Annotated in this window: 21 protein-coding genes; 8 read left to right on the forward strand and 13 right to left on the reverse strand. The window is 76.6% G+C overall.

The window, feature by feature from the left end:
• Positions 1-47: 47 nt before the first annotated feature.
• Positions 48-869 (forward strand): uracil-DNA glycosylase, encoded by an 822-nt coding sequence (locus ACZ402_RS18715; RefSeq protein ID WP_375823455.1) that lies wholly within the window; start codon positions 48-50, stop codon positions 867-869.
• Between the two features lie 180 nt (positions 870-1,049).
• On the opposite strand, the gene ACZ402_RS18720 is transcribed toward ACZ402_RS18715, so the two are convergent.
• Together ACZ402_RS18720 and ACZ402_RS18725 are read right to left on the reverse strand one after the other, a co-directional pair.
• A complete protein-coding gene (locus ACZ402_RS18720; RefSeq protein ID WP_157759503.1) occupies positions 1,050-1,214 on the reverse strand; it encodes a hypothetical protein in 165 nt (54 codons plus the stop codon).
• A 164-nt stretch (positions 1,215-1,378) separates the two neighbouring features.
• A complete protein-coding gene (locus tag ACZ402_RS18725) occupies positions 1,379-1,807 on the reverse strand; it encodes a VOC family protein (protein WP_375823454.1) in 429 nt (142 codons plus the stop codon).
• A gap of 92 nt (positions 1,808-1,899) precedes the next feature.
• On the opposite strand from ACZ402_RS18725, the gene ACZ402_RS18730 reads away from it, so the two are divergent.
• Complete coding sequence (locus ACZ402_RS18730; RefSeq protein WP_375823453.1) at positions 1,900-2,814, forward strand: helix-turn-helix domain-containing protein; 915 nt, start codon at positions 1,900-1,902, stop codon at positions 2,812-2,814.
• On the opposite strand, the gene ACZ402_RS18735 is transcribed toward ACZ402_RS18730, so the two are convergent.
• The 3 genes from ACZ402_RS18735 to ACZ402_RS18745 all read right to left on the reverse strand — a co-directional run bounded on the left by ACZ402_RS18735 (position 2,768) and on the right by ACZ402_RS18745 (position 8,290).
• Positions 2,768-3,439, reverse strand: coding sequence for a class I SAM-dependent methyltransferase (locus ACZ402_RS18735; RefSeq protein WP_375823452.1), 672 nt, complete (start codon positions 3,437-3,439; stop codon positions 2,768-2,770). The genes ACZ402_RS18730 and ACZ402_RS18735 overlap by 47 nt on opposite strands.
• Positions 3,440-3,593: 154 nt before the next feature.
• Positions 3,594-6,980, reverse strand: a complete 3,387-nt coding sequence (locus ACZ402_RS18740) for an AAA family ATPase (RefSeq protein ID WP_375823451.1) — start codon at positions 6,978-6,980, stop codon at positions 3,594-3,596.
• Positions 6,980-8,290 (reverse strand): exonuclease SbcCD subunit D, encoded by a 1,311-nt coding sequence (locus ACZ402_RS18745; RefSeq protein ID WP_375823450.1) that lies wholly within the window; start codon positions 8,288-8,290, stop codon positions 6,980-6,982. The genes ACZ402_RS18740 and ACZ402_RS18745 overlap by 1 nt, the downstream gene beginning before the upstream one ends.
• A 147-nt stretch (positions 8,291-8,437) precedes the next feature.
• Between ACZ402_RS18745 and ACZ402_RS18750 the strand changes: the two genes are divergently transcribed.
• The gene (locus tag ACZ402_RS18750; RefSeq protein ID WP_375823449.1) at positions 8,438-8,683 is read left to right on the forward strand and encodes a hypothetical protein; all 246 of its coding nucleotides are present in this window, start codon (positions 8,438-8,440) and stop codon (positions 8,681-8,683) included.
• A 1-nt stretch (position 8,684) separates the two neighbouring features.
• Here ACZ402_RS18750 and ACZ402_RS18755 read toward each other — a convergent pair whose 3' ends face one another.
• The 5 genes from ACZ402_RS18755 to ACZ402_RS18775 all read right to left on the reverse strand — a co-directional run bounded on the left by ACZ402_RS18755 (position 8,685) and on the right by ACZ402_RS18775 (position 14,582).
• The gene (locus ACZ402_RS18755) at positions 8,685-9,059 is read right to left on the reverse strand and encodes an STAS domain-containing protein (RefSeq protein ID WP_244286300.1); all 375 of its coding nucleotides are present in this window, start codon (positions 9,057-9,059) and stop codon (positions 8,685-8,687) included.
• A gap of 272 nt (positions 9,060-9,331) precedes the next feature.
• Positions 9,332-9,871, reverse strand: coding sequence for an aminoacyl-tRNA deacylase (locus ACZ402_RS18760; RefSeq protein ID WP_375823448.1), 540 nt, complete (start codon positions 9,869-9,871; stop codon positions 9,332-9,334).
• Between the two features lie 62 nt (positions 9,872-9,933).
• Entirely contained in the window at positions 9,934-10,467 is a 534-nt protein-coding gene (locus tag ACZ402_RS18765; RefSeq protein ID WP_375823447.1) for a DUF2087 domain-containing protein, read from the reverse strand.
• Between the two features lie 91 nt (positions 10,468-10,558).
• On the reverse strand, positions 10,559-12,322 hold the full coding sequence (locus ACZ402_RS18770; protein ID WP_375823446.1) for an ABC-F family ATP-binding cassette domain-containing protein: 1,764 nt from the start codon (positions 12,320-12,322) through the stop codon (positions 10,559-10,561).
• 223 nt (positions 12,323-12,545) lie between these two features.
• Positions 12,546-14,582, reverse strand: coding sequence for a M15 family metallopeptidase (locus tag ACZ402_RS18775; protein ID WP_375823445.1), 2,037 nt, complete (start codon positions 14,580-14,582; stop codon positions 12,546-12,548).
• Between the two features lie 198 nt (positions 14,583-14,780).
• Between ACZ402_RS18775 and ACZ402_RS18780 the strand changes: the two genes are divergently transcribed.
• Both ACZ402_RS18780 and ACZ402_RS18785 read left to right on the forward strand, forming a co-directional pair.
• Entirely contained in the window at positions 14,781-15,299 is a 519-nt protein-coding gene (locus tag ACZ402_RS18780) for a hypothetical protein (protein ID WP_375823444.1), read from the forward strand.
• Positions 15,300-15,450: 151 nt separating this feature from the next.
• The gene (locus ACZ402_RS18785) at positions 15,451-16,023 is read left to right on the forward strand and encodes a hypothetical protein (RefSeq protein ID WP_375823443.1); all 573 of its coding nucleotides are present in this window, start codon (positions 15,451-15,453) and stop codon (positions 16,021-16,023) included.
• Between the two features lie 227 nt (positions 16,024-16,250).
• Here ACZ402_RS18785 and ACZ402_RS18790 read toward each other — a convergent pair whose 3' ends face one another.
• Positions 16,251-17,033, reverse strand: a complete 783-nt coding sequence (locus tag ACZ402_RS18790; RefSeq protein ID WP_375823442.1) for a tetratricopeptide repeat protein — start codon at positions 17,031-17,033, stop codon at positions 16,251-16,253.
• Positions 17,034-17,231: 198 nt separating this feature from the next.
• Here ACZ402_RS18790 and ACZ402_RS18795 point away from each other — a divergent pair, with 198 nt between their 5' ends.
• A complete protein-coding gene (locus ACZ402_RS18795; RefSeq protein ID WP_375823441.1) occupies positions 17,232-18,419 on the forward strand; it encodes a GAF domain-containing sensor histidine kinase in 1,188 nt (395 codons plus the stop codon).
• A 49-nt stretch (positions 18,420-18,468) separates the two neighbouring features.
• Here ACZ402_RS18795 and ACZ402_RS18800 read toward each other — a convergent pair whose 3' ends face one another.
• Positions 18,469-18,942 carry a pyridoxamine 5'-phosphate oxidase family protein gene (locus ACZ402_RS18800; protein WP_204538192.1) on the reverse strand — a complete coding sequence of 158 codons (474 nt, stop codon included), beginning with the start codon at positions 18,940-18,942 and terminating at the stop codon, positions 18,469-18,471.
• A 142-nt stretch (positions 18,943-19,084) separates the two neighbouring features.
• Positions 19,085-19,813, reverse strand: a complete 729-nt coding sequence (locus ACZ402_RS18805; RefSeq protein ID WP_375823440.1) for a response regulator — start codon at positions 19,811-19,813, stop codon at positions 19,085-19,087.
• 214 nt (positions 19,814-20,027) lie between these two features.
• Between ACZ402_RS18805 and ACZ402_RS18810 the strand changes: the two genes are divergently transcribed.
• Entirely contained in the window at positions 20,028-20,927 is a 900-nt protein-coding gene (locus ACZ402_RS18810; RefSeq protein WP_375823439.1) for a universal stress protein, read from the forward strand.
• An 81-nt stretch (positions 20,928-21,008) separates the two neighbouring features.
• The gene (locus tag ACZ402_RS18815) at positions 21,009-22,055 is read left to right on the forward strand and encodes an arginase family protein (RefSeq protein WP_375823438.1); all 1,047 of its coding nucleotides are present in this window, start codon (positions 21,009-21,011) and stop codon (positions 22,053-22,055) included.
• The last annotated feature ends 5 nt before the right edge of the window (positions 22,056-22,060 follow it).

The following is a 22,060-nucleotide window of genomic DNA, read 5'->3' on the forward strand; positions in this document are numbered from 1 at the left end:
CGGCGGATAACGACAACAACGTCGTGCTCGGCGCGGAGAATGGGTGGGTGACGCCCGACGAACCCGACTATCCGCTCGGCGCGCGCGGCGCGCCGACGCTCGCGGCGCTCGACGCGCACCTCGTCGAGTGCCGGGCCTGCCCGCGGCTCGTCGCGTGGCGCGAGCACGTCGCCGACGTCAAGCGCGCGTCGTTCCGCGAGGACGACTACTGGGCCCGACCCGTGCCCGGGTTCGGCGACGAGCGCGCGGGGATCCTCGTCGTCGGGCTCGCGCCCGCGGCGCACGGGGCCAACCGCACGGGCCGCATGTTCACGGGCGACCGCAGCGGCGACTTCCTCTTCGCGTCCATGCACCGCACGGGCCTGGCCAACCAGGCGACGTCCGTGACCGCCGACGACGGGCTGCGCCTCACCGGGATCCGCGTCACCGCCCCGGTGCGGTGCGCCCCGCCCGACAACAAGCCGACGCCCGAGGAACGCCGCCGGTGCGGGCCGTACCTCGCGCGCGAGGTCGAGCTGCTCGGCGCGACCGTGCGCGTCGCGGTCGTGCTCGGTGGCTTCGGGTGGCAGGCGCTCCTGTCCACGCTCGCGGAGCAGGGCTGGGACGTCCCCCGGCCCCGGCCACGGTTCGCGCACGGTGCGGAGGTGACGCTGCGCCGGCGCGAACCCGCGCCGGCCGGCGCCGCGGCGGGACGTCCCGCGAGCGCGGTGCCCGACGTCGGGCAGGCGGCCCCTGCGCCGACCCTCACCCTCCTGGGGTGCTTCCACGTGAGCCAGCAGAACACGTTCACCGGGCGGCTCACGCCGCAGATGCTCGACGACGTGCTCCTCCGCGCGCGCACCCTCGCCGGCCTGGGCGCACCGGGCTGAGCCCCCGGCGCCGAGAGATGCGCTCCGGGGCGAGGGATCCACCCGGACGTGCAGCGCTCGGCCGCAGACGCAGCGCTCGGCGGCGGGTACGACGCGCGGCCGCAGACGCAGCTCTCGGCCGCGGGTACGACGCTGGGCCTCGGGCGCGGCGCTCGGCCGACGTGCGCCCGACGGGGTCGTCTACCGGGTCGCGGTCGTCGGGGACTGACGTCGCGGCGCGTCCGCCCAGCGGCGACGCTCGGCCACGCGGGGCAGGACGCGACCCACGAGCCGGAGCTGCTCGCGGCGCGCGATGACCTCCATGCGCCGCAGCTCGCGCTCGAGCGGGGACGATGCTGCTGACATTGCTGCTCTCCTTCGACGGCACCGGGCGGCGGTCCACCACGCCGCGGTCGCGACGGTCCCGGTGATGACGCGCGACGACCGCGGTCGGTCGTCGCCCTGCCCCCGTAGGAGGGACGGACGCGGTCCGGGTTCGTGACACCCGCCGCCGCGCCCGTCCGGTCCGCTCACGCCGTCGGGAGGGCGGACTCCTCGTACTGCTCGACGAACTCGCCCGTCGGCGGGATCGGGGTGATGACGTCGAGGAGGACGCCGTTCGGGTCGGCCGTGATGAAGTGCCGCTGGCCGAACGCCTCGTCGCGCAGCGAGCGCAGGATCGGCAGGCGCGCCGCGACGAACCGGTCGTGGACGGCGTCGACGTCCTCGACCTCCAGGTTGAGCAGGAGCCCGTTCGCCCTCCCCCGCCCGCTCTCGGGGATCGTCTCGTGGTCGCCGTCCAGCACGGCGAGGTTCACCGCGTCGTCGTGCACGGACTGCAGGTGCACGTACCAGTCGCTCGTGAAGAGCGGCCGGAGGTCGAGGTGCTCGACGTAGAACGCCGCGGTCGCCGCGACGTCTCCGGTCATGATCACCGGGTACCAGCTCGTGATGCGCACGCGTCTTCTCCTCCTGGTGATGGGCGGGCGGCCGCCCGAGAGAACAAACAAACAGGCTGTATGTATCTAAGAATGACCTACAGTCTGTCGGTATGCAAGAGACCCGTCGCACCAACGCCGAGCGCACCCTCGCGACCCGGACCGCCCTCGTCGCAGCGGCGCGCGAGCTGTTCGTCGACCCCGGGTACGCGGAGGCGTCGACGCCGCAGATCGCCGCGGCCGCGCACGTCACGCGCGGCGCGCTGTACCACCACTACGCGGACAAGCGAGACCTGTTCCGGGCGGTCGTCGAGGCCGAGGCGGAGGCCGTCGCACGCGAGATCGAGGCGCGGACCGGCCCGCTCGGCAGCGCGCACGAGACCGCGGCCGCGGGCGACACCCGGACGGCACCTCGCACGAGCGACGCACCCCCCGGCCCCCGCTCGCGACGCGCGCCCGGAGCGCCCGGGGTCCCCGAGTCACCCGACGCACCCGACGCACCCAACGCCCGCGGGATGCTCGTCGAGGGCGCGCGGGCCTACCTCGACGCGATGGCGGTCCCCGGCCGGACGCGCCTGCTGCTCGTCGACGCCCCGGCCGTGCTCGGCGCCGCCGAGGCCGACGCGCTCGACGCGCGCCACGCCCGTCGCACGCTGCGCGTCGGGCTCGCCGCCGCGATCGACACCCCGCCCGACGACGCCGCTCCCCACGTCACCGCACCCGACGACCCCGCTCCCCACATCACCGCGCCCGACGACACGCCCGACGGCGCCGCGACCGACGACGAAGCCCGCACCGGCCGGGGGCGCGACGGCGGCTCTCAGCGCGCGGGGAGGAACCTGCCGACGTCGCCGCGCGTCGGGGACGACGTCGCGCACGACGACCGCCTCGACGCGCTGACGCTCCTGCTCTCCGCGGCCTTCGACCGTGCGGCGCTCGCGCTCGACGGCGGCGCGCCGCCACACCCCGTGCGCGCGGCGGTCACGGAGCTCGTGGACCGGGTCTGCGCGCCGCGAACCACTCGATGACGCCCGCCCGCGTGCGCTCGTGCCGCTCGACGGTGAGCCCCGCGTCGAGCACCCAGCGCAACGGGCGGCGGCGGAAGTGCTCCCCGGCGAGCGGGACGCTCACGACGTCGGCCGTCGCCTGGAGCGCGCGGAGCGACCACGACGTCGACTCGACGTGGTCGGCGAGGACGAGCAGGCCGCCGGGCCGCAGCACGCGGAGCATCTCCGCGAGCGCGGCACGGTGGTCGGGGATCGCGCAGAGCGAGAACGTGCAGACCACGGTGTCGTAGGCGTCGTCGGGCAGGTCGAGCCGCTGCGCGTCACCCAGCCGGAGGTCAGCGTCGATCCCCTGCTCCGCCGCCCGGCGCCGCGCGAGCGCGAGCATCCCCGGGCTCCACTCGACACCCACCAGACGGCCGTCGAGCACGTGCGCGGGGTAGTGCACGAGGTTGAGGCCCGTGCCGATAGCGATCTCCAGCGTCTCGCCCGTCGCGAGCCCGCACGCCCGGGGACGGACGTCCGGGAAGAAGCGGCGCTCGGCGACGGCCATGCCGCGGTCGTAGGCGCCCGCCTCGCGGTCCCAGCGCCGCCGCAGCCGGGCGGCGCGCGGGGTCACCGCGCCGTCGCGCCCGGTCGGTCCTGCCATCCGCACCACCCCTCGCCGCCCGTGGGCGGTCCGTTGCACCCGGCAGCGTCGACCGGTCGTCGGCGCGGCCGGCCGACGTCGTGCCCTCGGCGTCCCCGGCCGACGTCGTGCCCTCGGCGTCCCCGGCCGGCGTCCCGGGCCGGCACCGCCGTCCTCACGCTCGCACGGTGAGCGTGCTCCCGCCTCCGGGCACGCGCCGCACCTCGATGCGTTCCGCGATGGACTGCTTGAGCGCCTCCACGTGGGACACGACGCCGACGACGCGCCCGCCCGCCCGGAGCCGCCCGAGGGCGGCGAGGACGGCCTCGAGCGTCTCGGGGTCCAGGCTGCCGAACCCCTCGTCGACGAAGAGCGTCCCGAGCTCGACGCCGCCCGCCTCCGCCGTGACGACGTCCGCGAGACCCAGGGCCAGGCACAGGGACACGTAGAACGTCTCGCCGCCCGACAACGTGCGCGGGTCGCGCTCGCGCTCGGTGACGTGGTCGAGGACCTTCATCGCGAGCCCGCGCTTGTGCGCGCGCACGTCCTCGCGCGTCTCGCTGCGCACGAGCTCGTACCGGCCCGACGACATCTCGGCGAGGCGCTCGTTCGCGGCGGCGACGACGTCCTCGAACCGCTGGACGAGGACGAACGTCGCGAGGGTGAGCGCGTGGGCGTTGTCCCCGGAGCCGGACGCCAGCGCGGCCATGCGCGCGACCGGCTCGGCGGCGGCCCGTGCCCGGGCCCAGTCGTCCGCCGCCGTCCCGATCCCCTCCGCGGCGACGCGCGCAGCCTGTGCCTGACGGGCGACGAGCTCGTGCCGACGACCCGCGGCCCGGGCCGTCGCCTCGGCCTCCGCGACGGCCGCCCGCGCCGCGGCGACGTCGGGCTCTGCGTCCGCGGAGAGGTCCGCGGCGAGGTCCGTGAGGGCGGGGTCGGCGAGCGCCGCGGCCGTGGCGGCGCACGCCGCCTCGTGCTCGGCGACGCGGCGCGCGAGCGCCCGCCGGTCCGGCTCGTCGAGCACGGCGGCGAGGGCGTCCGCGGCGTCCGCGAACCCCGACCGGTCGACGATCGCGCTCAGCTCGGCCGTGCGCTCCTCGACGGCCCGTGCCGCGGCGGCGACCGCGGCGCTCGCGTCGGCGAGGGCGTCGATCGTGCGGAGCCTCTCCTCGAGCGCCGCGGCGAGCACGGCGACCGGGTTGCGGGTCCCGCCCTCGTCGGCGAGGGCGTCGGGCAGGTCGGCCAGCTCCACCAGCGGTCCGGCCGCAGCGACCTCCGCGCGGATCTCCGCCCGGTCGGTGTCGAGCGCCGCCTCGAGCTCCTCGAGGCGGGCCGTCGTGCCGGCGATCCCCTCCGCGAGCGCGGCGGCACGCTCCTGGAGCGCGGCCGTGCCGGCGTCGAGGGCGTCGAGCTCCCGCTCCGCGTCCGCGCGCTCGCAGGCCGCCGCTCGCGCGCCCGCGACGAGCGCGTCGACCTCCGCGACCCGCTCCGCCGCCTCGTGCGGCGTCAGCCCCTCGGCGTCCCGACGGCGCGCCGTCAGCCGCTCCGCGAGCACCCCCGCGCGGGCGGAGGCGTCGTGCAGCGCCTGCTCCGCCTCGGCCCGGCCGCGCTCCGCGTCCTCGACGTCCTGCGCCGTGGGGTGGTCGTCCGCGAGCGGTGCCGGGGCCGGGTGGTCCGTCCCGCCGCACACCGGGCACGGTGACTCCTCGACGAGGCCCGCGGCGAGCTCGCCCGCGAGGCCGGCGATGCGGGCCGCTCGGACCCGCGCCTCCTGCTCGACGGCGGCGCGCGCGACCGTCGCGGCTCGCGTCCGCGCGGCCCGGGCCGCCTCCTCCTCCCCCGCGAGCGCCGCCGCCTGTCGGGCCGCCTCCTCGACCGCACGTGCACGCAGCGCCTGCTCCTGCAGGGCACCGAGCGTCCCGGCCCTCTCCGCGAGCGACGTCAGCCGCAGGCGCAGCTCCTCGCGGTGCGCCGGCCGCGCGGCGAGCTCGTCGAGCGTGCGCGCTCGCTCCTCGGCGGCCTGCACGACGTCCTTGCGTCCGTCCGCGACCTCCTGGTCCCGGGCCGGGAGCGAGGCACCCACGGGGAGCAGCCGGGTCACACGCACCCCAGCCGTCGCGACGTCGGCGCGCAGCGCCTCGAGCGTCGTCGGGTCGGCGTCGGCGAGGGTCGCGGGCGCGCCCGTCCGGGCGAGCGCGAGCCGGTCGTGCGCGGCGGTGAGGAGCTGCTCCGCGCGGACGAGGCCCTGCGCCGCGGGGGCGACGACGGCGGCCTGGGTCGCGGCGTCGACGCGACGTCGGTCGTCGGCGACCCGTGGTTCCTCCTCCGCGAGCCGCGCCTCCTCGACGCGCAACCGCGCGACGCGCTCCACCGCGTCGGCGAGCGCCCGCTCGGCGTCGAGCCGGTCGCGAGCCGCGACGAGCGTCGCGTTGGTCGCGAGCTCGCGCTCGGCCAGCGCCTCCGCCTCAGCCTCCAGCCCCGCGACCCGCGCGAGGGCGAGCGCGTGCACGCCCGCGGCCGGGGCCGGGGCCGGGGCCGGGGCCGGGGCCGGGGCCGGGGCCACCGTCTCCCCGTTCGCCGCCGCGGGCAGGAGGGACTCCCCGTCCGCGACCCGTCCGTCGTCGAGCGCGGACGGGGACGACAAAGCGGTGTCCGCGGTGTCCGCGGTGTCCGCGGTGTCCGCGGTGTCCGCGGCGTGCGCGGCTCCCGCGGCTTCCGCGGCGTCGACGCTCGCGGACCCGTCCGCCTCGGTCCGCGCCAGGTCCGCCACGGCCCGGGCGAGGTCGGCCTCGTCGGCCCGCCGCAGCCGCGCGTCGTCCTGCGCGGCCTCGCGCAGGCGCCGGGCGTCGTCGGGCACGAGCCCCGCCGCCCCGGTGAACCGCTCGACCGCGCCGCGCACGCCCTGTCGCGCGCCGTCCGACCGTGCCCGCGCCGTGCGCGCGAGCTCGGCGAGCCGCACCGCCGCGCGGTGGTAGAGCTCGGTGCCGAAGACCTTCTGCAGCAGCACGGCCCGGTCCTCGGGCTTCGCGCGCAGGAACGTCGCGAACTCGCCCTGCGGCAGCACGACGGTCTGCACGAGCTGGCGCCGGTCGAGCCCGACGATCCGGCGGATCTCCTCCCCGGCCTCGTCGAGCCGCGCCGAGAGCAGCTCGCCCGGCGGGCCGTCGACCCCTGCGAAGGCTTCCGGGGACGGGACGCCCGCCAGCCGCCAGAGCCGCACCGAGGCCTGCTGGGTCGTCGTGCCGGTGCCGCGCTTCTTGGGCCGGCGGTACTCGGGCGTCCGGCGCACGCGGTACACGCCCGACGGGACCTCCAGCACGAGGTCGACGAACGACTCGACGTCGGGCGCCGCGAACGCCGAACGGAGGCGGTCGTCGCTCGCGGCCTCGGAGGCGACCTTGCCGTACAGCGCGAAGACGATCGCGTCGATGACCGTCGACTTGCCCGCGCCCGTGGGCCCGTCGAGGAGGTAGATCCCGGACGCGCCGAGGGACGCGAGGTCGACGTGGTGGAGGCCCGCGAACGGCCCGATCGCCTGGAAGGTCAACGAGTGCAGGTGCATCAGGCGCTCCGCTCCTCCGCCAGCGCGAGCTCGAACGCCTCGCGCAGCACGGCGACCTCCGCGTCGCTCGGCGCGTGGCCCGCGACGTGCTCGACGAAGTCCCGCGCGACGTCGAGCGGGTCCCGCCCCGGCCCGACGGCGGTCACGACCTCCCGCTCGGCGGGGCGCGGCGGGCGGTGGGTCACCTGGAGCGCGTGCGGGAAGCGTCCCCGGACGCGCGCGTAGAGCTCCGCGGGGCGCACCGCGTCCGTCACGACGACGCGCAGCCAGTCGTCCACGTGCGGCTCGCCCGCCTCCCCGAGCAGGTCGTCGAGCGTCCCCGTGACCTCGGCGAGCCGCCGCGGCACGGGCGCGGGGACGAGGTCGACCGCCGCGTCCGGGTCGCCGCCGGTGGCACCCGCCAGCCGGTCCAGGTCGACGAGCGCCGTGGACTTGCGCTGGTGCAGCTCCGAGAAGGAGAACGCGAGCGGAGATCCCGAGTAGCGCGCGACCGTCGCCGACCGGCTGCCGTGACCTGCGGTTTCACGTGAAACGTCGGGCACGGTCACGCGCTGCGGCCCATGGAGGTGCCCGAGCGCGACGTAGTCGACCCCCCAGCCCCCGAACGCGGCCGCGGGCACGGCGTCGACGCCGCCCACGCGGATGTCCCGCTCGGACTCCGACGCGAGCCCGCCGACCACGAACGCGTGGCCGACGACGACGGCCCGGGCGGCCGGGTGCTGCACGCGGCGGCGGGCGAGGTCGGCCCCCACGCGCCGCATCGCCGCGGCCATGACGGCCTCGTGCGACCGGGCGAGTGGCCTCCGCGCGGCGCCACCGACGCTCCGGTCGGGGCGCCCGTGCCCGGCGTCGTCGTCCTCGGCCAGGGCGTGGCGCGCCGTGTCCGGGTCGAGGTACGGCAGCGCGTAGACCAGCAGCGGGGCGTCGCCCTCGGCCGCCCGCCCCCGCGGCCCGGGGTGCGGCGCGAGGACGACGGGCGTCCCGACGTCGGACAGCCGCGCGCGCAGGTGCACGCCCGGGCGCATCACGCGGTCCCCGAACCCGAGCCGGACCGCGGAGTCGTGGTTCCCCGGCGTGACGACGACGTGCGCGTGCTCCGCGAGCCGCGTCAGGGTGTCGGACAGGAGCGAGACCGCGTCGACCGGCGGGATGGCGCGGTCGTACACGTCACCCGCCACGACGACGGCGTCGACGTCCTCCGTGCGGGTCAGCTCGACGAGGTGGTCGAGGTGCGCGGCCTGGTGCTCCAGCAGGTCGACCCCGTGCAGCGTGCGCCCGAGGTGCCAGTCGGACGTGTGCAGGATGCGCATGACCGCACCGTACCGACCACGTCCCACAGGCCGAAGGACCGACGGCGGTGCGGTCCGACCTGCGGCGGGGCACCGGGACGCGGACGCGCTCACCGGTAGGGTCGAGCGACACGGCGCCCGCACGGGCGCCCCACCGACGGAGGACCCATGGACCGACGCACGCTCGACCTCGCGGTCCCGATGGTGTACGGGGCGCTCCTGGCCTGTTCCGCGCTGTGGTTCAAGGACGCGCTCGTGCCGATCGCCGTCGTCGGCGGCATGCTCACCGGGCTCTACTGGGCGGCGCTGCGCCAGAAGCTCCCGGTGCAGAACCCGCCGCACGGCTCCGGCCGTCCCGGCACCCAGGACGCGCCGCCGCCCCGCGACGACGACCCGCCGTACGGCTCGGCCTGAGTCAGACCGCTCCGACGACCTCGATGGGGCCGGTCGTCGCGCCGCTGCGCTCCACGGGGATGCGGCCACCCATGCCGATCATGTCGAGCAGCTCGACGATGCTGGTCGACGGGTCGCGGAGCACCACGTCCCGACCGTCCTCCTCACCGAGCATGTAGAGCTGGATGATGAACGCGATGCCCGACGAGTCGATGAAGGTCACGTCGGCGACGTCGACCACGACGCGACCTCGCGTGTCCAGCACGTAGGACATCGCCTCGCTCGCGCGGTCGCGCAGCGCCGCGTCGATCTCTCCCCACATCGTCACGACCACGCCGCCGTCCGCCGGGGCGTAGACGATCCCGCTCGTCCGGTCGATCGCGCTGCCTGTGTCCACGGTTCCCGCTCACCGTCTCTCTCGAGTCGTCCTGCGTGCTGTCGGCCGCCCCTCCGGACAACGTCCGGTGGTGGCGGCCTGTTCCCCGCGCGCCCCCGCGAGGCTCCGTCCGGTCGTGCGCGCCGCCGTCGGGCGACGGGCCGCGCCGGACGACCGTGACCGGAGCAGGACGAGTCTGCACCCGACGCGCTGCGCGCACCAGCCCCCGCGGGGGTGGTCCTCGACCTTTCTCCGAACCCACACAACCGCCGCGCCGCGGCCGGTCGGACGCCCTACAGGGGCTCGGTGACGTCCGCGACCTGCGCGCCCAGCGCGCCGACGAGCGCCTGCCCGTCCACCGTCGCGGCGACGCCGTGCGCGCCCCCGCCGATCGAGACGAGACGCGCCGCGGCGTCGGACCCCGTGCCCTGCCCGTCGGCGTCGCCCGCGACGTCGACGTCGTCGCCCTCCCCCGGCCCGGCCACGACCCGGACGTCCGCGACCACGGGCCACGGGTGCATCGAGCCGAACGGGGTGATCGTGCCGCGCTCGTAGCCCGTGACGTCGCGCGCGACCTCCTTGTCCGGCATCGACAGGCGCGAGACCCCGAGGAGCGAGCGCAGCTTGGGCCACGAGATCTGGCGGTCGCCGGGGACGAGCACGAACAGGTAGTCGTCCTCCGCGCGCCGCACGACGATCGTCTTGAGGACGCGCGACGGGTCCACGCCACGGGCCGCGGCGGCCTCCTCGAGCGACCCCACCCGGCCGTGCCGCGTGACGGTGTAGTCGATGCCCGACGCCTCCAGCGCCGCCAGGGCGCGCTCGCTGCTCATGGCACCGACACTAACCGCCGCGTCCGACGCCCACCCCGCCGTGCGACCCGGGCTCCCGCACGTCAGACGTCGTCGAACTCCGTGACGACCGTGCGCCAGTACTCCGCGCCGTCGCGCGTGCGGTGCACGAGGCCGGCGTCGACCATCGCGCGCCGCAGCGACACGGGGTCCGCCGCGCGGGCCGCGAGCCGCTTGGTCAGCGTGAGCTCGGTGACGGGCTCCTCCAGCGGCAGCACCTGCGCCGCCAGGTACCGCACGACGAGCTCGCGGTCCCGCTGCCGCTTGGGCGAGCGCAGCAGGCGGCCGTCGACGAGGAACCGCTCGTGGCCCGTCGGGCGAGGCGTGGGGACCGACGCGAGCAGCGCCGCGAACCGCTCCGGCGCGGCACGCAGGAACCCGGTCTCGTCGCGCACGACCACCCCGGCCGCGAGGAGCGGTGCGAGCCGCCGCCGCTCGTCGGTCGAGAGCACGGCCTCCGCCGGTCGCTCCGTCACGACGCGCGCGAGCACCCCCAGCCGTCCCGCGTCCGCGAGCGACGCGACGACCTGCTTCCACGCGTTGTCCGGCGGCACCGCACCGGCCTCCTCGACATCCACCCCCCGACCCTAGACACCCCCGGCGTCCAGACCTTGAGAGTTGTCGGCGCCCCACGGGTCCGGGACGCCGGGGCGCCGACAGGTGCGGGGCTCACGCGAGGTGCACGACGTCGCCCGTCCAGCGCTGCCGCAGCCACCGGTCGTGCGACGCGACGACGACGGCGCCCGGCCACTCCTCGACGGCCGCCATGAGCTCCCCGGCGAGGGTGAGCGACACGTGGTTCGTCGGCTCGTCGAGGAGCAGCACGTCCGGCGCCTGCGTGACGAGCATGGCGAGCACGACGCGCCGTCGCTGGCCCACCGACAGCTCCGCGAGCGGACGCCCGAGGTCGCGCGGCGCGAGCAGCCCGTGCGCGTCCACGGCGGCCTCGCGCGCACCCGCCCGGTCGGCCGGGTCCCAGCCCTGCGCGAGGGCGAGGAGCTCGCGCGGGGTGCGGTCGTCGTCGTGCAGGTGGACGTCCTGCTCCAGCAGGCCGACGCGCACCCCCCGCGCCCGTCCGACCGTGCCCGCGTCGGGCACGAGGTCGCCCGCGAGGACGTGCAGCAGCGTCGACTTCCCCGCACCGTTGGCGCCCGTGACGAGCAGCCGCGTGCCGCGCGCGACCTCGATCGAGGGCACGCCCGACGCCGTCATGTCGAGCCGGTCGGCGCGCTCGCCGGGTGCGCCCGTGCCCGCCGGTCGGTGCACGACGACGCCCCGCGCCCACGCGACGACGTCGCCGCCGCCGAGGGTCGCCGCGCCACCGCCGTCCGGCGGGGCGAAGCGCAACGGCGGCGGGGGCTTGCGCACCTGGTCGCGCTCCAGGGCGTCGAGGCGCTGCTGCGCGTTGCGCACGCGCCGCGACACCTGGCTCTGGACGCGCTCCCCCTTGAAGTCGTAGAGGATCTTCGCCTGGTTGCCGCGCTCGCGGTTCTTCGAGACGTCGCGCGCGGTGACCGCCACGGACCGGCGCAGCTCGGCGAGCTCCGCCTGCTCGGCCTCGAACCGCTGCTCCCAGCGCGCGCGCTCGACGCGCTTGGCGTCCAGGTAGTCGCTGTACGTGCCGCCGTACAGCGTGGCGGCGCCCCCGCCGGGGCGCGGGCCGCCGTTCGCGGGGCCCCGCAGCGGCTCGGCCACCGGGTCCAGGTCGAGGATCTCCGTGCACACCTCGTCGAGGAAGACCCGGTCGTGGCTCGCGAGCACGACGGCGCCCGGGAGCGCGCGCAGCGCCGCCGCGAGGAACTCGGCCGCGTCGTCGTCGAGGTGGTTCGTCGGCTCGTCGAGCAGCAGGGCGCCCGGCTGCCGCACGAGGAGCGCGGCGAGCCCGAGGCGCGTGCGCTGCCCGCCCGAGAGCGAGCCCACGGCGCGGCCGGCGACGCCGTCGACGTCGAGCCCCAGGCCCGCGAGCGTGCGTGCGGCCCGGGCGTCGGCGTCCCACACGTCCGCGAGCTCGGCCCGGGCGAGGGCGCGCGCGTACGCCTCGTCGGCGCCTCCGACGGGCCCCTCGACAGGCGACCCGGCAGTCACCGAGCCGGCCGGACCCGCGAGAGCGAGCGCCGCCTCCTCGAGCTCGCGCTCGATCGCCCGGACGCGCGCGAGCGCGTCGTCGACGACCGCACGCACGGTCGTCGAGGGCGGGTACGGGAACTCCTGGTGCAGGAACCCGAGGTCGTCGGGCCGGGTCACCGCCCCGTCGTCGGGCGCGAGCGTGCCCGCGAGCACGCGCAGCAGGGTGGACTTGCCGACGCCGTTCTCGCCGACGAAACCCGTGCGGTGGCCGGGGTCGACGGCGAGGTCGACGCCGCGCAGGACGGGACGCCCTGCGAACGACACGCGGACGTCGGACGCACGCAGGACAGGGGTGGAACGGGCCATGGGTGATCACCTACCAGGGTGCCCGGGCGGCACGCGCACGCGCCGGGACGGCGCGGGGGCCACGACGACGGGCTCGACGGGACGGAGCGGTCGGGGCAGGTGAGGATCACATCGTCGACGAGGCTACGCGGTCGCCGCGCACGGCGCACGGGAATTACCCCGCAAGGTGCGCGGCACGGGCGGGCGACCGGACCACAGGTCTGGTGGGCTCGGCGGTCGCGCGTCAGGGTGCGGTCGTCTCCGTCGCGTCCGCGGCAGGCTCCTCGGTGGGCGCCGACGTCGGCGCGACGGTCGGGTCCTGCGTCGGCGCGGGGTCCGTGGGCTCGGGGTCCGGCGTCGGTTCGGGATCCGGCGTCGGCTCGGGCTCCGGCTCGACGACCGCGGGGCCGGTCGAGACGACGATCGTCACCGTGCTCCCCTTCGCGAGCTCGGTGCCCGAACCCGGGTTGACCGCGATCACGGTGCCCGCCGCGGCGGCGTCCTCCTGCGTCGTCACGCTGACCTTGAACCCTGCGTTCGCGAGCGCGGCCGCGGCCTGGGCCTGCGTCGTGCCGACGAGACCGGCCGGCACGGCGACCTTCGCGGGCTCCTCCGGCTCGGTCGGCGTCGTCGGCTCGGTGGGCTCGGTCGGCGTCGTGGGCTCGGTCGGCGGGGTCGGGGTGGGCTTCGGCGCGGGCGGCAGGGTCGGGGTCGACGGCTTCTGCGGCGTCGTCGGCGACGTGCCCTCGGAGGGCGTGTAGCGCGTCGGCATCTTGCCCGCGGCGAAGAACTCGAAGTGCCACGGCTCGGGCTTGGACCCGTTCGGCCGCGCCCAGGCGGGGTTGTCCCAGCCGTAGTCCGGGCCGTGCGTGCGCAGCCACACGTACTCGCGCGACGTCCCGGACGGGACGTTGCCGCCGATGTCGATCGCCAGGCCCCAGCCGTGCTGGGACGTCCCGGGGACCGCGGCGAGGTAGGGCTTGATGGCCTTGAGCCGCACCTGGTCGTCGTAGGGGCGGTACGCGTCGGTGATCTTGAGCGCGTACCCGAACTCCTTCTGGAACTCCGCCGCGAGCGCCTCGAGCTGCTCCGCCGCGTCGCAGCGCAGCGTCTTGCCCGGCGCGAAGTCGAGCGCGCACAGCGCCTCGGGCGGGATCCGTCCGTTCTGGTACTGCGCCGTCGAGCCCGCGTACCGCTCGACCACCTCGGCGAGGCGCTCCGCGAGGGTCGTGCCCGCGAGCGCCGTGACGCCGGCCGCGGGGACGACGCCGACCGGGGAGAAGTCGGTGCCGAGCAGGTCCGCGAGGTGGGTCGCCGAGACGACGACGTCCTCGAGCGTCACGTCGCCGTGAGCGTGGTCGTCGTCCTCTCCGTGCTCGCCGTCACCGCTGTCAGGCGACGGGTCGGCGAAGTCGTCCGAGCTGCCGTCGAGCTCACCCGGCGCGACGCCGTCGGGAGCCGGCACGGCGTCCTCGGGGAGCGTCCGGTCGCCGGGCGACGTCGTGCCGCCGGTGGAGCCTGGGCCCGTCGGCCCCGTCGGCGCGTCGCCCGACGGAGACGGGCTCGGCGACCCGCTCGGGCTCGGGGACGCGCTCGGGTCGGGGCTGCTCGTCGGGCTCGGGGACGGGGCGGTGCGGGTGGCGGACGTGCGCACCACGTCCGCGTCGCCCGCGGCGTCCACGGACGCCGGCTGCTGCGCGGGGCGCCCGGAGGGCGTCGTCCCCTGGTCGTCCGTGCCGGGGAGCGCGGGGTCGTCCGTTCCCGTGCCCGGGTCGAGCGGCTCCGGCAGCGCGGGGACCTCGGCGTCGTCGAGGGACTCGTCGAGGTCGAGCCCGCCGTCGGGGACGACCTGGACGGGCACGCGGCGCGCGGCGTCCTGCTGGGCGAGGTACGTGGCGAGGAGCATGCCGAGCTCCGCGCGCGCCTGCTCGACCGGGGCGGTGACCTCCCCGTCCGCGAGCGCGTTCGCCGTGGCGAGGACCTCGATCGCGCCGTCGAGCTGCTGGTCCTCGTCGAGCCCGGCACCGAGCGTGCTCGACAGCGCCGAGACCTGCGTCGCGGTCGTGGCCTCTGCGGAGAAGAACGACGCGCCCGGCCGGGGCTCGACGCTCCCGGCGAGCGCCGCGGCGAGCGTGATCGCGAGCGCCGAGGAGATGAGGACGTGGGAGACGCTGCGGGCCCGCCGCGCGAAGGTCGGCGTCGGGGCGGGTGCGGGCGCCGCAGGCTCAGTCGCGTCGGGCACGTCGTCCGTCGCGCCCTCGTGCTCCGCCGTGGTGCTCACCGCTCACTCCCGTGCTTCGTGCCCTGCCACGGACCTGCGGTCCCGCACGCCGGTTCAGCGCGTCGTCGCGCCCGACGTCACGGGTGCGCGCGCCCGCCGGTCGGTGTGCTGCACGCCACAGTGCCCTCGTCCGCCTACCGTACACCGCCTCCACGAGGCTCTCACCCCCGTCTCATGTTCGAGGGGGAGAATGCCGGCATGAGTTCACCCACGCGTCACCGCAGGTCAACGTCACGCTCGCTCGCGCTCGGCGCGGCCGTCGTGGCGACCCTCGCGCTCGCCGGGTGCGCGGAGGACGGCTCGGTGAGCGTGCCGGAGTTCACCCTCTCCGGCGACCAGGTGCAGCAGTTCCTCGACGACGCCCGGTCGCAGGCGGAGACGATCGGCGACGACGTCCGGTCGCTCACCGACGACCTGGGGTCGCTGTCCGGCGACGCCCGCACGCGTGCCGAGGACGCCGTCGCGGCCGCGCAGGAGGCGGCGGACGAGGCGCGCGCCGCGGCGGACGAGGCGGCCGCGGCCACCGAGGACACCCGCGCCGAGGCCGAGCAGCGGCTCGCCGACGCGGAGACCGCGCTCGAGGACGCCTCCACCGAGCTCGACGCGGTCGCGGACTCCCTCTCCGGCGCCGACGCCGCCGTCCGCGACGCGCTCGAGAGCCTGCGCACGCGCGTCGACGAGCTCCGCGCCGACCTCGAGGAGTCCACCGGCTCCTGAGCGGCCCCGCCGCAGGGCCGGGCGAGCGCGCACCGGTGACCTAGGTCCCCGTGGGCGACGACCTTTGCCTGACGTCCACCCTTCCTTCACAGGGGTTTGCTTGGTCTCAGGAGCCCGACCGCACCGGCCGGGTCGATGAGAGGGGACAGTGATGAAGGGGACGATCGAGCGGAACGCCAACACACCGCTCCCCACGGTCGAGGGCAACGAGCCGGAGACCACCAGCCTCGCGGAGCGCGCTCCGCGGCACACCCAGGTCGTCCTCGGCGTCCTGCGGATCGTGGTCGGCTTCTACTTCCTCTGGGCCTTCCTCGACAAGACGTTCGGGCTCGGGTTCGCGACCCCGGCCGAGCGGTCGTGGATCAACGGGAACAGCCCGACCACCGGCTTCCTGTCGAACCTCGAGGGCACGTTCTCGGGCTTCTTCGGCGGCCTCGCCGGCAACGCGTTCATCGACGTGCTGTTCATGGTCGGCCTGCTCGGCATCGGGCTCGCGCTCATCCTGGGCATCGGCATGCGGGTCGCCGCGGTGAGCGGCACGCTCCTGCTCCTGCTCATGTACCTGGCCGAGCTCCCGCTCGTGACCAACCCGATCATCGACGACCACATCACGATGGCCCTGACGATCATCGCGCTCACGCTCCTCGGGGCGGGCAGCGTGCTCGGCCTCGGCCGGACGTGGAAGAAGATCCCGTTCGTCCAGCGCAACCCCTGGCTGGTCTGACGGTCACGACAGCCCGCCGTGTGCGGCGGGCCTACGGGGCGACCGATACCGCGCGACGATTCTGAGGCCGTCGCTGCAGGGAGTCGCTCCCGGGGGAAGAGGGACGTGCGGGCGGTGGGGAGACCACCCGCACGTCCCGCCCCTCGCGCCCGGCAGGGCGACCGACGCTCGACGGAGCGGGTCGCCCGCCGGGCGCCTTTCTGTCCCCACCCGCGTGGCCCCCGATGTCAGCCGAAGCGGGCGAGCAGCTCCGCCGCCTGGGGGTCGCCCTGGGCGGCGGCCTCGCTCCACAGCGTCATCGCCTCGGCGACCCGGCCGGCCCGCAGCCGCAGGACGCCGAGGCTCGTGCGCGCGGTCGGCTCGCCCGCGAGCGCCGCCTGCTCCAGGAGGTCCTCGGCGTCGAGGGCGCGGCCCGCGCGGACGTAGAGGTCCGCGAGCGCTGCGGCGACGCGCGCCTCGCCCGCCTCGGCCCAGCCCTCCAGGAGCGCGACGGCGTCGTCGCCCGTGAGCGCGCCGTTGCGCGTGAGCTCGACGGCGGCCTCCCAGCTCTCGCCCGACGTCGCGACCAGGAGGTCGGCGGCGGCGCCCTGCTCCCCCAGCTCGGCGAGCACCTGCGCGAGCCGCACGGAGGCGCCCTCGACCTCCTGCGCCTGCTCGTACCACCGGCGGGCCGCGTGCAGGTCCCCGCGCTCGCTCGCGACCTGCGCGGCCATGAACGCGCCCAGCCCGTCGCCCGCGAGCCCCGCGAGCTCGAAGCAGCGGAACGCCTCGGCGGCGTCACCCGCCTCGTGGTGCGCGACCGCCAGGCGGTAGACCGCCCCGGGGACGCCGTGCTCGACGGCTGACTCGTAGAACGGCACGGCCGCGGCGGGACTGCCGAGGGCGCGCAGGTCGTCGGCGATGGCGACGAGCTCGGCGGGGTCGTCGGGGTGCAGGTGCCCGACGGCGGCGCGCAGGTCGGCGAGCGCGGTCGCCGTGGCGGGGCCCGTGCTCCGGTCGGTGGTCGGCATGCGGCACCGCGTCCCTTCGGCCCCCTGCGTCGACGGCCTCGGTCGGCTCGCGCCGGGCCGGTTGCGGTGAGCGACCGGCAGGACGGCGACGGACGTCCCGAGATGTGGACGCACGATAGCGCGCGGGTGTCGCCCACGTCACACCCCCACGTCAGGTGGGGTGCTGCCCGGGGCCTCCCGTCTGGGAGACTGGCTCGGGTGAGCGGAACGACCGACCTGCCGACCGCCGTCGGGCAACGCGTGCTGGACGCCGTCGTGGCGGTGACGAGCGACCTCGACCTCCCGCAGGTGCTGCGGCGCATCGTCGAGGCGGCCATGGAGCTGACCGGAGCCCGGTACGGGGCGCTGGGCGTGCTCGACGCCTCGGGCCGCGAGCGCCTCGCGCAGTTCATCCCGCTGGGCCTCTCGGACGACGAGGTCGCCGCGATCGACCACTGGCCGCACGGCGAGGGGCTGCTCGGCGAGCTCATCGACCACCCGGAGCCCATCCGCGTGCCGGAGATCGCCGACGACGTCCGCTCGGCGGGCTTCCCCGAGGGGCACCCGCCGATGCACACGTTCCTCGGCGTGCCGGTCCGGGTGCGCGAGACGGTGTTCGGCAACCTGTACCTCACGGACAAGCGGGTGCCCGGGGCGGGCGGCGAGGACTCCACGACGGAGTTCACGGCCGAGGACGAGGCGGCCGTCATCGCGCTCGCCGCGGCCGCGGGTGTCGCGATCGAGAACGCGCGGCTCTACGGGCGCGCCAAGCAGGTGGGCGTGCTCGAGGACCGCGACCGCATCGCGCGCGACCTGCACGACGTGGTGATCCAGCGCCTGTTCGCGTCGGCGATGACGCTCATGAGCGTGCAGCCGCTCGTCGCCGACCCGAACGCGCGGACCCGCATCGAGGAGACCGTCTCCGACCTCGACGAGACGATCCGGCAGATCCGCTCGACCATCTTCGCCCTGCACACGGCGACCGACCCGGACGCGCCGTCGATCGAGGACCGGTTCCGCGCCCAGGCGGAGGCCGCGACGACGGTCCTGGGCTTCGCCCCGGAGGTGAGCGTCGAGGTCGCGGCCGAGGGGTCGGGCGCGGGCGTGTCCGACGGCGGCCCGAGCCTGCCCGCCGAGGTCGCCGACCAGCTCGTCGTCGTGCTCGGCGAGTCCCTGACGAACGTGGCCCGGCACGCGCAGGCGAGCCACGTCGTCGTGCACCTGTCCGTGACCGCGCACGAGGCGCGCCTCACGGTGACGGACGACGGCGTGGGCATCCAGCCCGGCGGTCGCCGCTCGGGGTTGCGGAACATGCAGGCGCGCGCGGCGGCGCTGGGCGGGTCGAGCACCGCGACCGCGCTGCCCGACGGCGGCACGCGCCTCGAGTGGTGGGTGCCGCTCGTCTGACGCGGCCCGGTGCCTCTCGGTCCGTGTCGGCCGAGGGTCGGCCGAGGGGTCAGCGCAGTATCCGCCGCCCGGTGACGATGCGCGGGACGACCTTGATGACGCGGTCGCGCACGCCCGGCACGAACGTCACGAGCGGGAGGGCGAGCAGCCGTGCGCGCTCCACGGGTTCCGTGACCTCGAACGTGCGGCCCACGAGCACGACGGACCACCCGGAGCGGGCCTCGGCGTCGAACTGGTCCACCTCGAACGCGACGACCGCCCGGCTCGCCGCGACCGCGAGCTTGGAGCCCTCGGCGGTGCGGAACACGACGTCCGGCCCGTCGAGGACGAAGTTCACCGGCTGGATCGCCGGCAGCGCGTGGTCGGTGTAGACGATCCTGCCCACGGGGACGGTCGCGAGGAGCGCGTAGCTCTCCTCCGGCGTGAGCTCCGAGAGCCCTGCCGAGGCGCGGGGGCGCTCGGCCGTCATGGCCCCCGCTCCCGCCACCGGTGCCCCTGTCCCGGTCCGCTCGACTGTGTCCATCTCCACATCGTCGCGCCGCGGTGTCAGATCGGCGAGTGCCGAAGGTCCCGACGCCACGCGGTCGCCCGGACCTTCGCCGTCGGCCCCCGGTCCGTCGGGCGACGAGCCCTCGGGCCCCGCGGGCCGCGCCCCGGCGCCGCCCTCAGGGACGGAAGGGCTGGCCACCGTGCTGCCGGTCCCCTGCCGGCGCGCCCGCGCCCGGGGTGCCCTGGCGCGACGCCTCCTCCTGGCGCATCTCGGTCGCGAGCACCGCGACCTGGGTGCGCCGCTGCAGGCCGAGCGTCGCGAGGACGTGCGAGACGTAGTTCTTGACCGTCTTCTCCGCGAGGTAGAGGCGCTTGCCGATCTCGCGGTTCGTCAGGCCCTCGCCGATGAGCGCGACGATCTGGCGCTCCTGCTGGGACAGGCCCTCGAGCCGGTCGGGGGTCTCGTCCGCGGCGTGGCGCAGGCGCTCGAGCACGCGCGCGGTGCTCGCCGGGTCGAGCAGCGACCCGCCCGCCGCGACGGTGCGGACCGCGCCGACGAGGTCGGAGCCGTGGATCTGCTTGAGCACGTACCCCGACGCCCCGGCGAGCACGGCCTGGAACAGCGCCTCGTCGTCGGCGAAGGACGTGAGCATGAGGCAGCCGACCTCGGGGAGCTCGGACCGGATCTCGCGGCACACCTCGACGCCGGAGCCGTCGGGCAGGCGCACGTCGAGGATCGCGACGTCGGGCCGCGTCGCCTTGATGCGCGCGAGCGCGGAGGCGGCGGTGCCGGCCTCGCCGACGACGGTGATGTCACCGGCCGCCTCGAGCAGCGCGGCGACGCCGCGCCGGACCACCTCGTGGTCGTCGAGCAGGAACACACGGATCGGGTGGGGAGAGCCCATGCCCTCAACGTAGCCCGTCGGGGGCGGATTCTCGCGCGGGTGCGGTGCTCGCGCCGCAGGTGCGGGACCTTCGTCCCGCGACCGGGAGCCGAGGGTCCTCGCGGGCGAGGGCGGTCGGGGGGTGCGCGGGGCCGGGGTCGGGGGGTATCCAGGAGGTGTGCAGGCGGTGGGAGGGAACCCGCCGCGAAGGGGACGAGGGACCGAGGTGGGAACCGTGAGCGGATCGACGCAGCAGGTCGTGCTGGTCGGTGTGGACGGCAGCGCGACGAGCGGCAAGGCCCTGGACTGGGCCGTGCGCGAGGCGGCCCGCCGCGACGCGCAGCTGCGCGTGCTGCACGTCGCGTACGTGCCCGTGGTCGCGACGCCGTTCGTCGGCGGCGCCTACTACCCGAGCGTCGAGGAGCTCGGCGAGATCGCCGGGCCCATCCTGTCGGCCGCCGCCGAGCGTGCCGCGCACGTCGACCCCACGGTCCCCGTGCGCACCACGCTGCGCTCCGGCCCGCCCGCGGAGGCGCTCCTCGACGAGGCCAAGGACGCCGACCTCGTCGTCGTCGGGTCGCGCGGGCTGGGCTCGGTCGGCTCCATGTTCTTCGGCTCCGTCGGGACCCGGCTGGCCGCGCGCTCGCCGGTGCCCGTCGTGGTCGTGCCGCCGGTCGTGGACCGGGCCGAGCGCACGACCGACGTCGTGGTCGGCGTCGACGGGTCCGTGCACGGCGACGCGGCGCTGCGGTTCGCGCTCGACGAGGCCGCCCGGACCCGGTCGCGCGTCGTCGCGGTGTGCGCGTGGCGGCTGCCCGTCGGACCGCTGTGGGAGGAGAACCCGTCGTTCTACACCGCGGCCGAGCGCGACGCGCGGGCCGAGGCGTCGCGCACCGTCGAGGCCGCGCTCGCGCGCGTGCGGACCGCCGAGCACGACGACGTCCTCGTCGAGACGTTCGTCGTGGACCGCGAGCCGTCCGTCGCGATCCGGGAGGCCGCGGCGGGCGCCGCGCTGACCGTCGTCGGCTCGCGCGGTCGCGGCGACCTGCGCGGGATGGTCCTGGGCTCCGTGAGCCAGCAGGTGCTGCACCACGCGACGCACCCGGTCGCGGTCGTGCACGCCACCCGCGCCTGACCCGACCCGCCGAGCACGACATGAGGGTCGTCATCCCGCGGACAGCGACCCTCATGTCGTGGTCGCGCTAGCGTCGAAGGCGTGACCAGCGCATCGCAGTCCCTGTCCCACGACCCGTCCTGGCCGCGGGCCGGCGACTGGCCCGCGCTCCCCGCGGGTGATGTCGACGTCGCCCTGCTCGGGGTCCCCGCCTGGCGCACGTCGCTCTCCCCCACCGGCGCGCACGCGACGCCCGCCGCCGTGCGCGACGCGCTGCGCCGGTTCAGCCCCGCCCTCGCCCCCGACCGCACCCTGCCCGACGGCGGACCCTCCGCCCGCGTCCGGCCCGCCGTCGCGACCGGGCCGGACGCGACGGGCCCTTCCGGGACCGGGCGGGCAGCGTCGTCGGGCCGTGCCGGGCCCGTGGACCTCGCGGGCCTCGCGTTCGCGGACCTCGGCGACGTCGACGAGCCGGACGGCGCGGAGGGCGAGGCGCGGACGCGCGCGGCGGTCCGCGCGGCATTGGAGCGCGCCCGCCTGCTCGTCGCGCTCGGGGGCGACAACTCCGTGACCGTCGCGACGGCGCTCGGGGCGTGGGGCGACGACCTCGCCACCGCGGGCCTCGTCACCCTCGACGCCCACCACGACCTGCGCGACGGCGTGTCGAACGGGTCGCCCGTGCGGCGGCTGGTCGAGGCCGGCCTCGACCCGCGCCGGGTCGTGCAGGTCGGGATCGCGGACTTCGCGAACTCCGCCGAGTACGCGCGCCGCGCGGTCGAGCTCGGGATCACGGTCGTGCACGTCGACGAGCTGCGGCGGCGCGGGCCGGAGGACGTGATGCGGGCGGCGCTCGAGATCGCCGGTTCCGCGGGCGGGCCGGTGCACCTCGACGTCGACGTCGACGTGTGCGACCGCTCCGTCGCGCCCGGCTGCCCCGCCAGCGTCCCCGGCGGCATCGCGGCGTGGGAGCTCCGCGCCCTGGTCCGCGCGGCGGCCCGTGACGACCGCGTGCGGTCCGCCGACGTCGTCGAGGTCGACGCCACCGCCGACGCCCCCGACGGCCGCACCGTCCGCCTCGCCGCCCTCTGCGTCCTGGAGCTCGCCGCCGGCGTCGCCCTCCGCGAGGTAGAGCGTCCGGTCGCGACGTAGGACGC

The sequence above is a fragment of the Cellulosimicrobium sp. NPDC030954 genome (assembly GCF_055571305.1).

Coding starts and splice junctions, on each gene's coding strand:
- ACZ402_RS18720 (WP_157759503.1), bottom strand. CDS start 1,214: ATGTCAGCAGCATCGTCCCCGCTCGAGCGCGAGCTGCGGCGCATGGAG.
- ACZ402_RS18730 (WP_375823453.1), top strand. CDS start 1,900: ATGCAAGAGACCCGTCGCACCAACGCCGAGCGCACCCTCGCGACCCGG.
- ACZ402_RS18735 (WP_375823452.1), bottom strand. CDS start 3,439: ATGGCAGGACCGACCGGGCGCGACGGCGCGGTGACCCCGCGCGCCGCC.
- ACZ402_RS18740 (WP_375823451.1), bottom strand. CDS start 6,980: ATGCACCTGCACTCGTTGACCTTCCAGGCGATCGGGCCGTTCGCGGGC.
- ACZ402_RS18745 (WP_375823450.1), bottom strand. CDS start 8,290: ATGCGCATCCTGCACACGTCCGACTGGCACCTCGGGCGCACGCTGCAC.
- ACZ402_RS18750 (WP_375823449.1), top strand. CDS start 8,438: ATGGACCGACGCACGCTCGACCTCGCGGTCCCGATGGTGTACGGGGCG.
- ACZ402_RS18760 (WP_375823448.1), bottom strand. CDS start 9,871: ATGAGCAGCGAGCGCGCCCTGGCGGCGCTGGAGGCGTCGGGCATCGAC.
- ACZ402_RS18770 (WP_375823446.1), bottom strand. CDS start 12,322: ATGGCCCGTTCCACCCCTGTCCTGCGTGCGTCCGACGTCCGCGTGTCG.
- ACZ402_RS18780 (WP_375823444.1), top strand. CDS start 14,781: ATGAGTTCACCCACGCGTCACCGCAGGTCAACGTCACGCTCGCTCGCG.
- ACZ402_RS18785 (WP_375823443.1), top strand. CDS start 15,451: ATGAAGGGGACGATCGAGCGGAACGCCAACACACCGCTCCCCACGGTC.
- ACZ402_RS18790 (WP_375823442.1), bottom strand. CDS start 17,033: ATGCCGACCACCGACCGGAGCACGGGCCCCGCCACGGCGACCGCGCTC.
- ACZ402_RS18800 (WP_204538192.1), bottom strand. CDS start 18,942: ATGGACACAGTCGAGCGGACCGGGACAGGGGCACCGGTGGCGGGAGCG.
- ACZ402_RS18805 (WP_375823440.1), bottom strand. CDS start 19,813: ATGGGCTCTCCCCACCCGATCCGTGTGTTCCTGCTCGACGACCACGAG.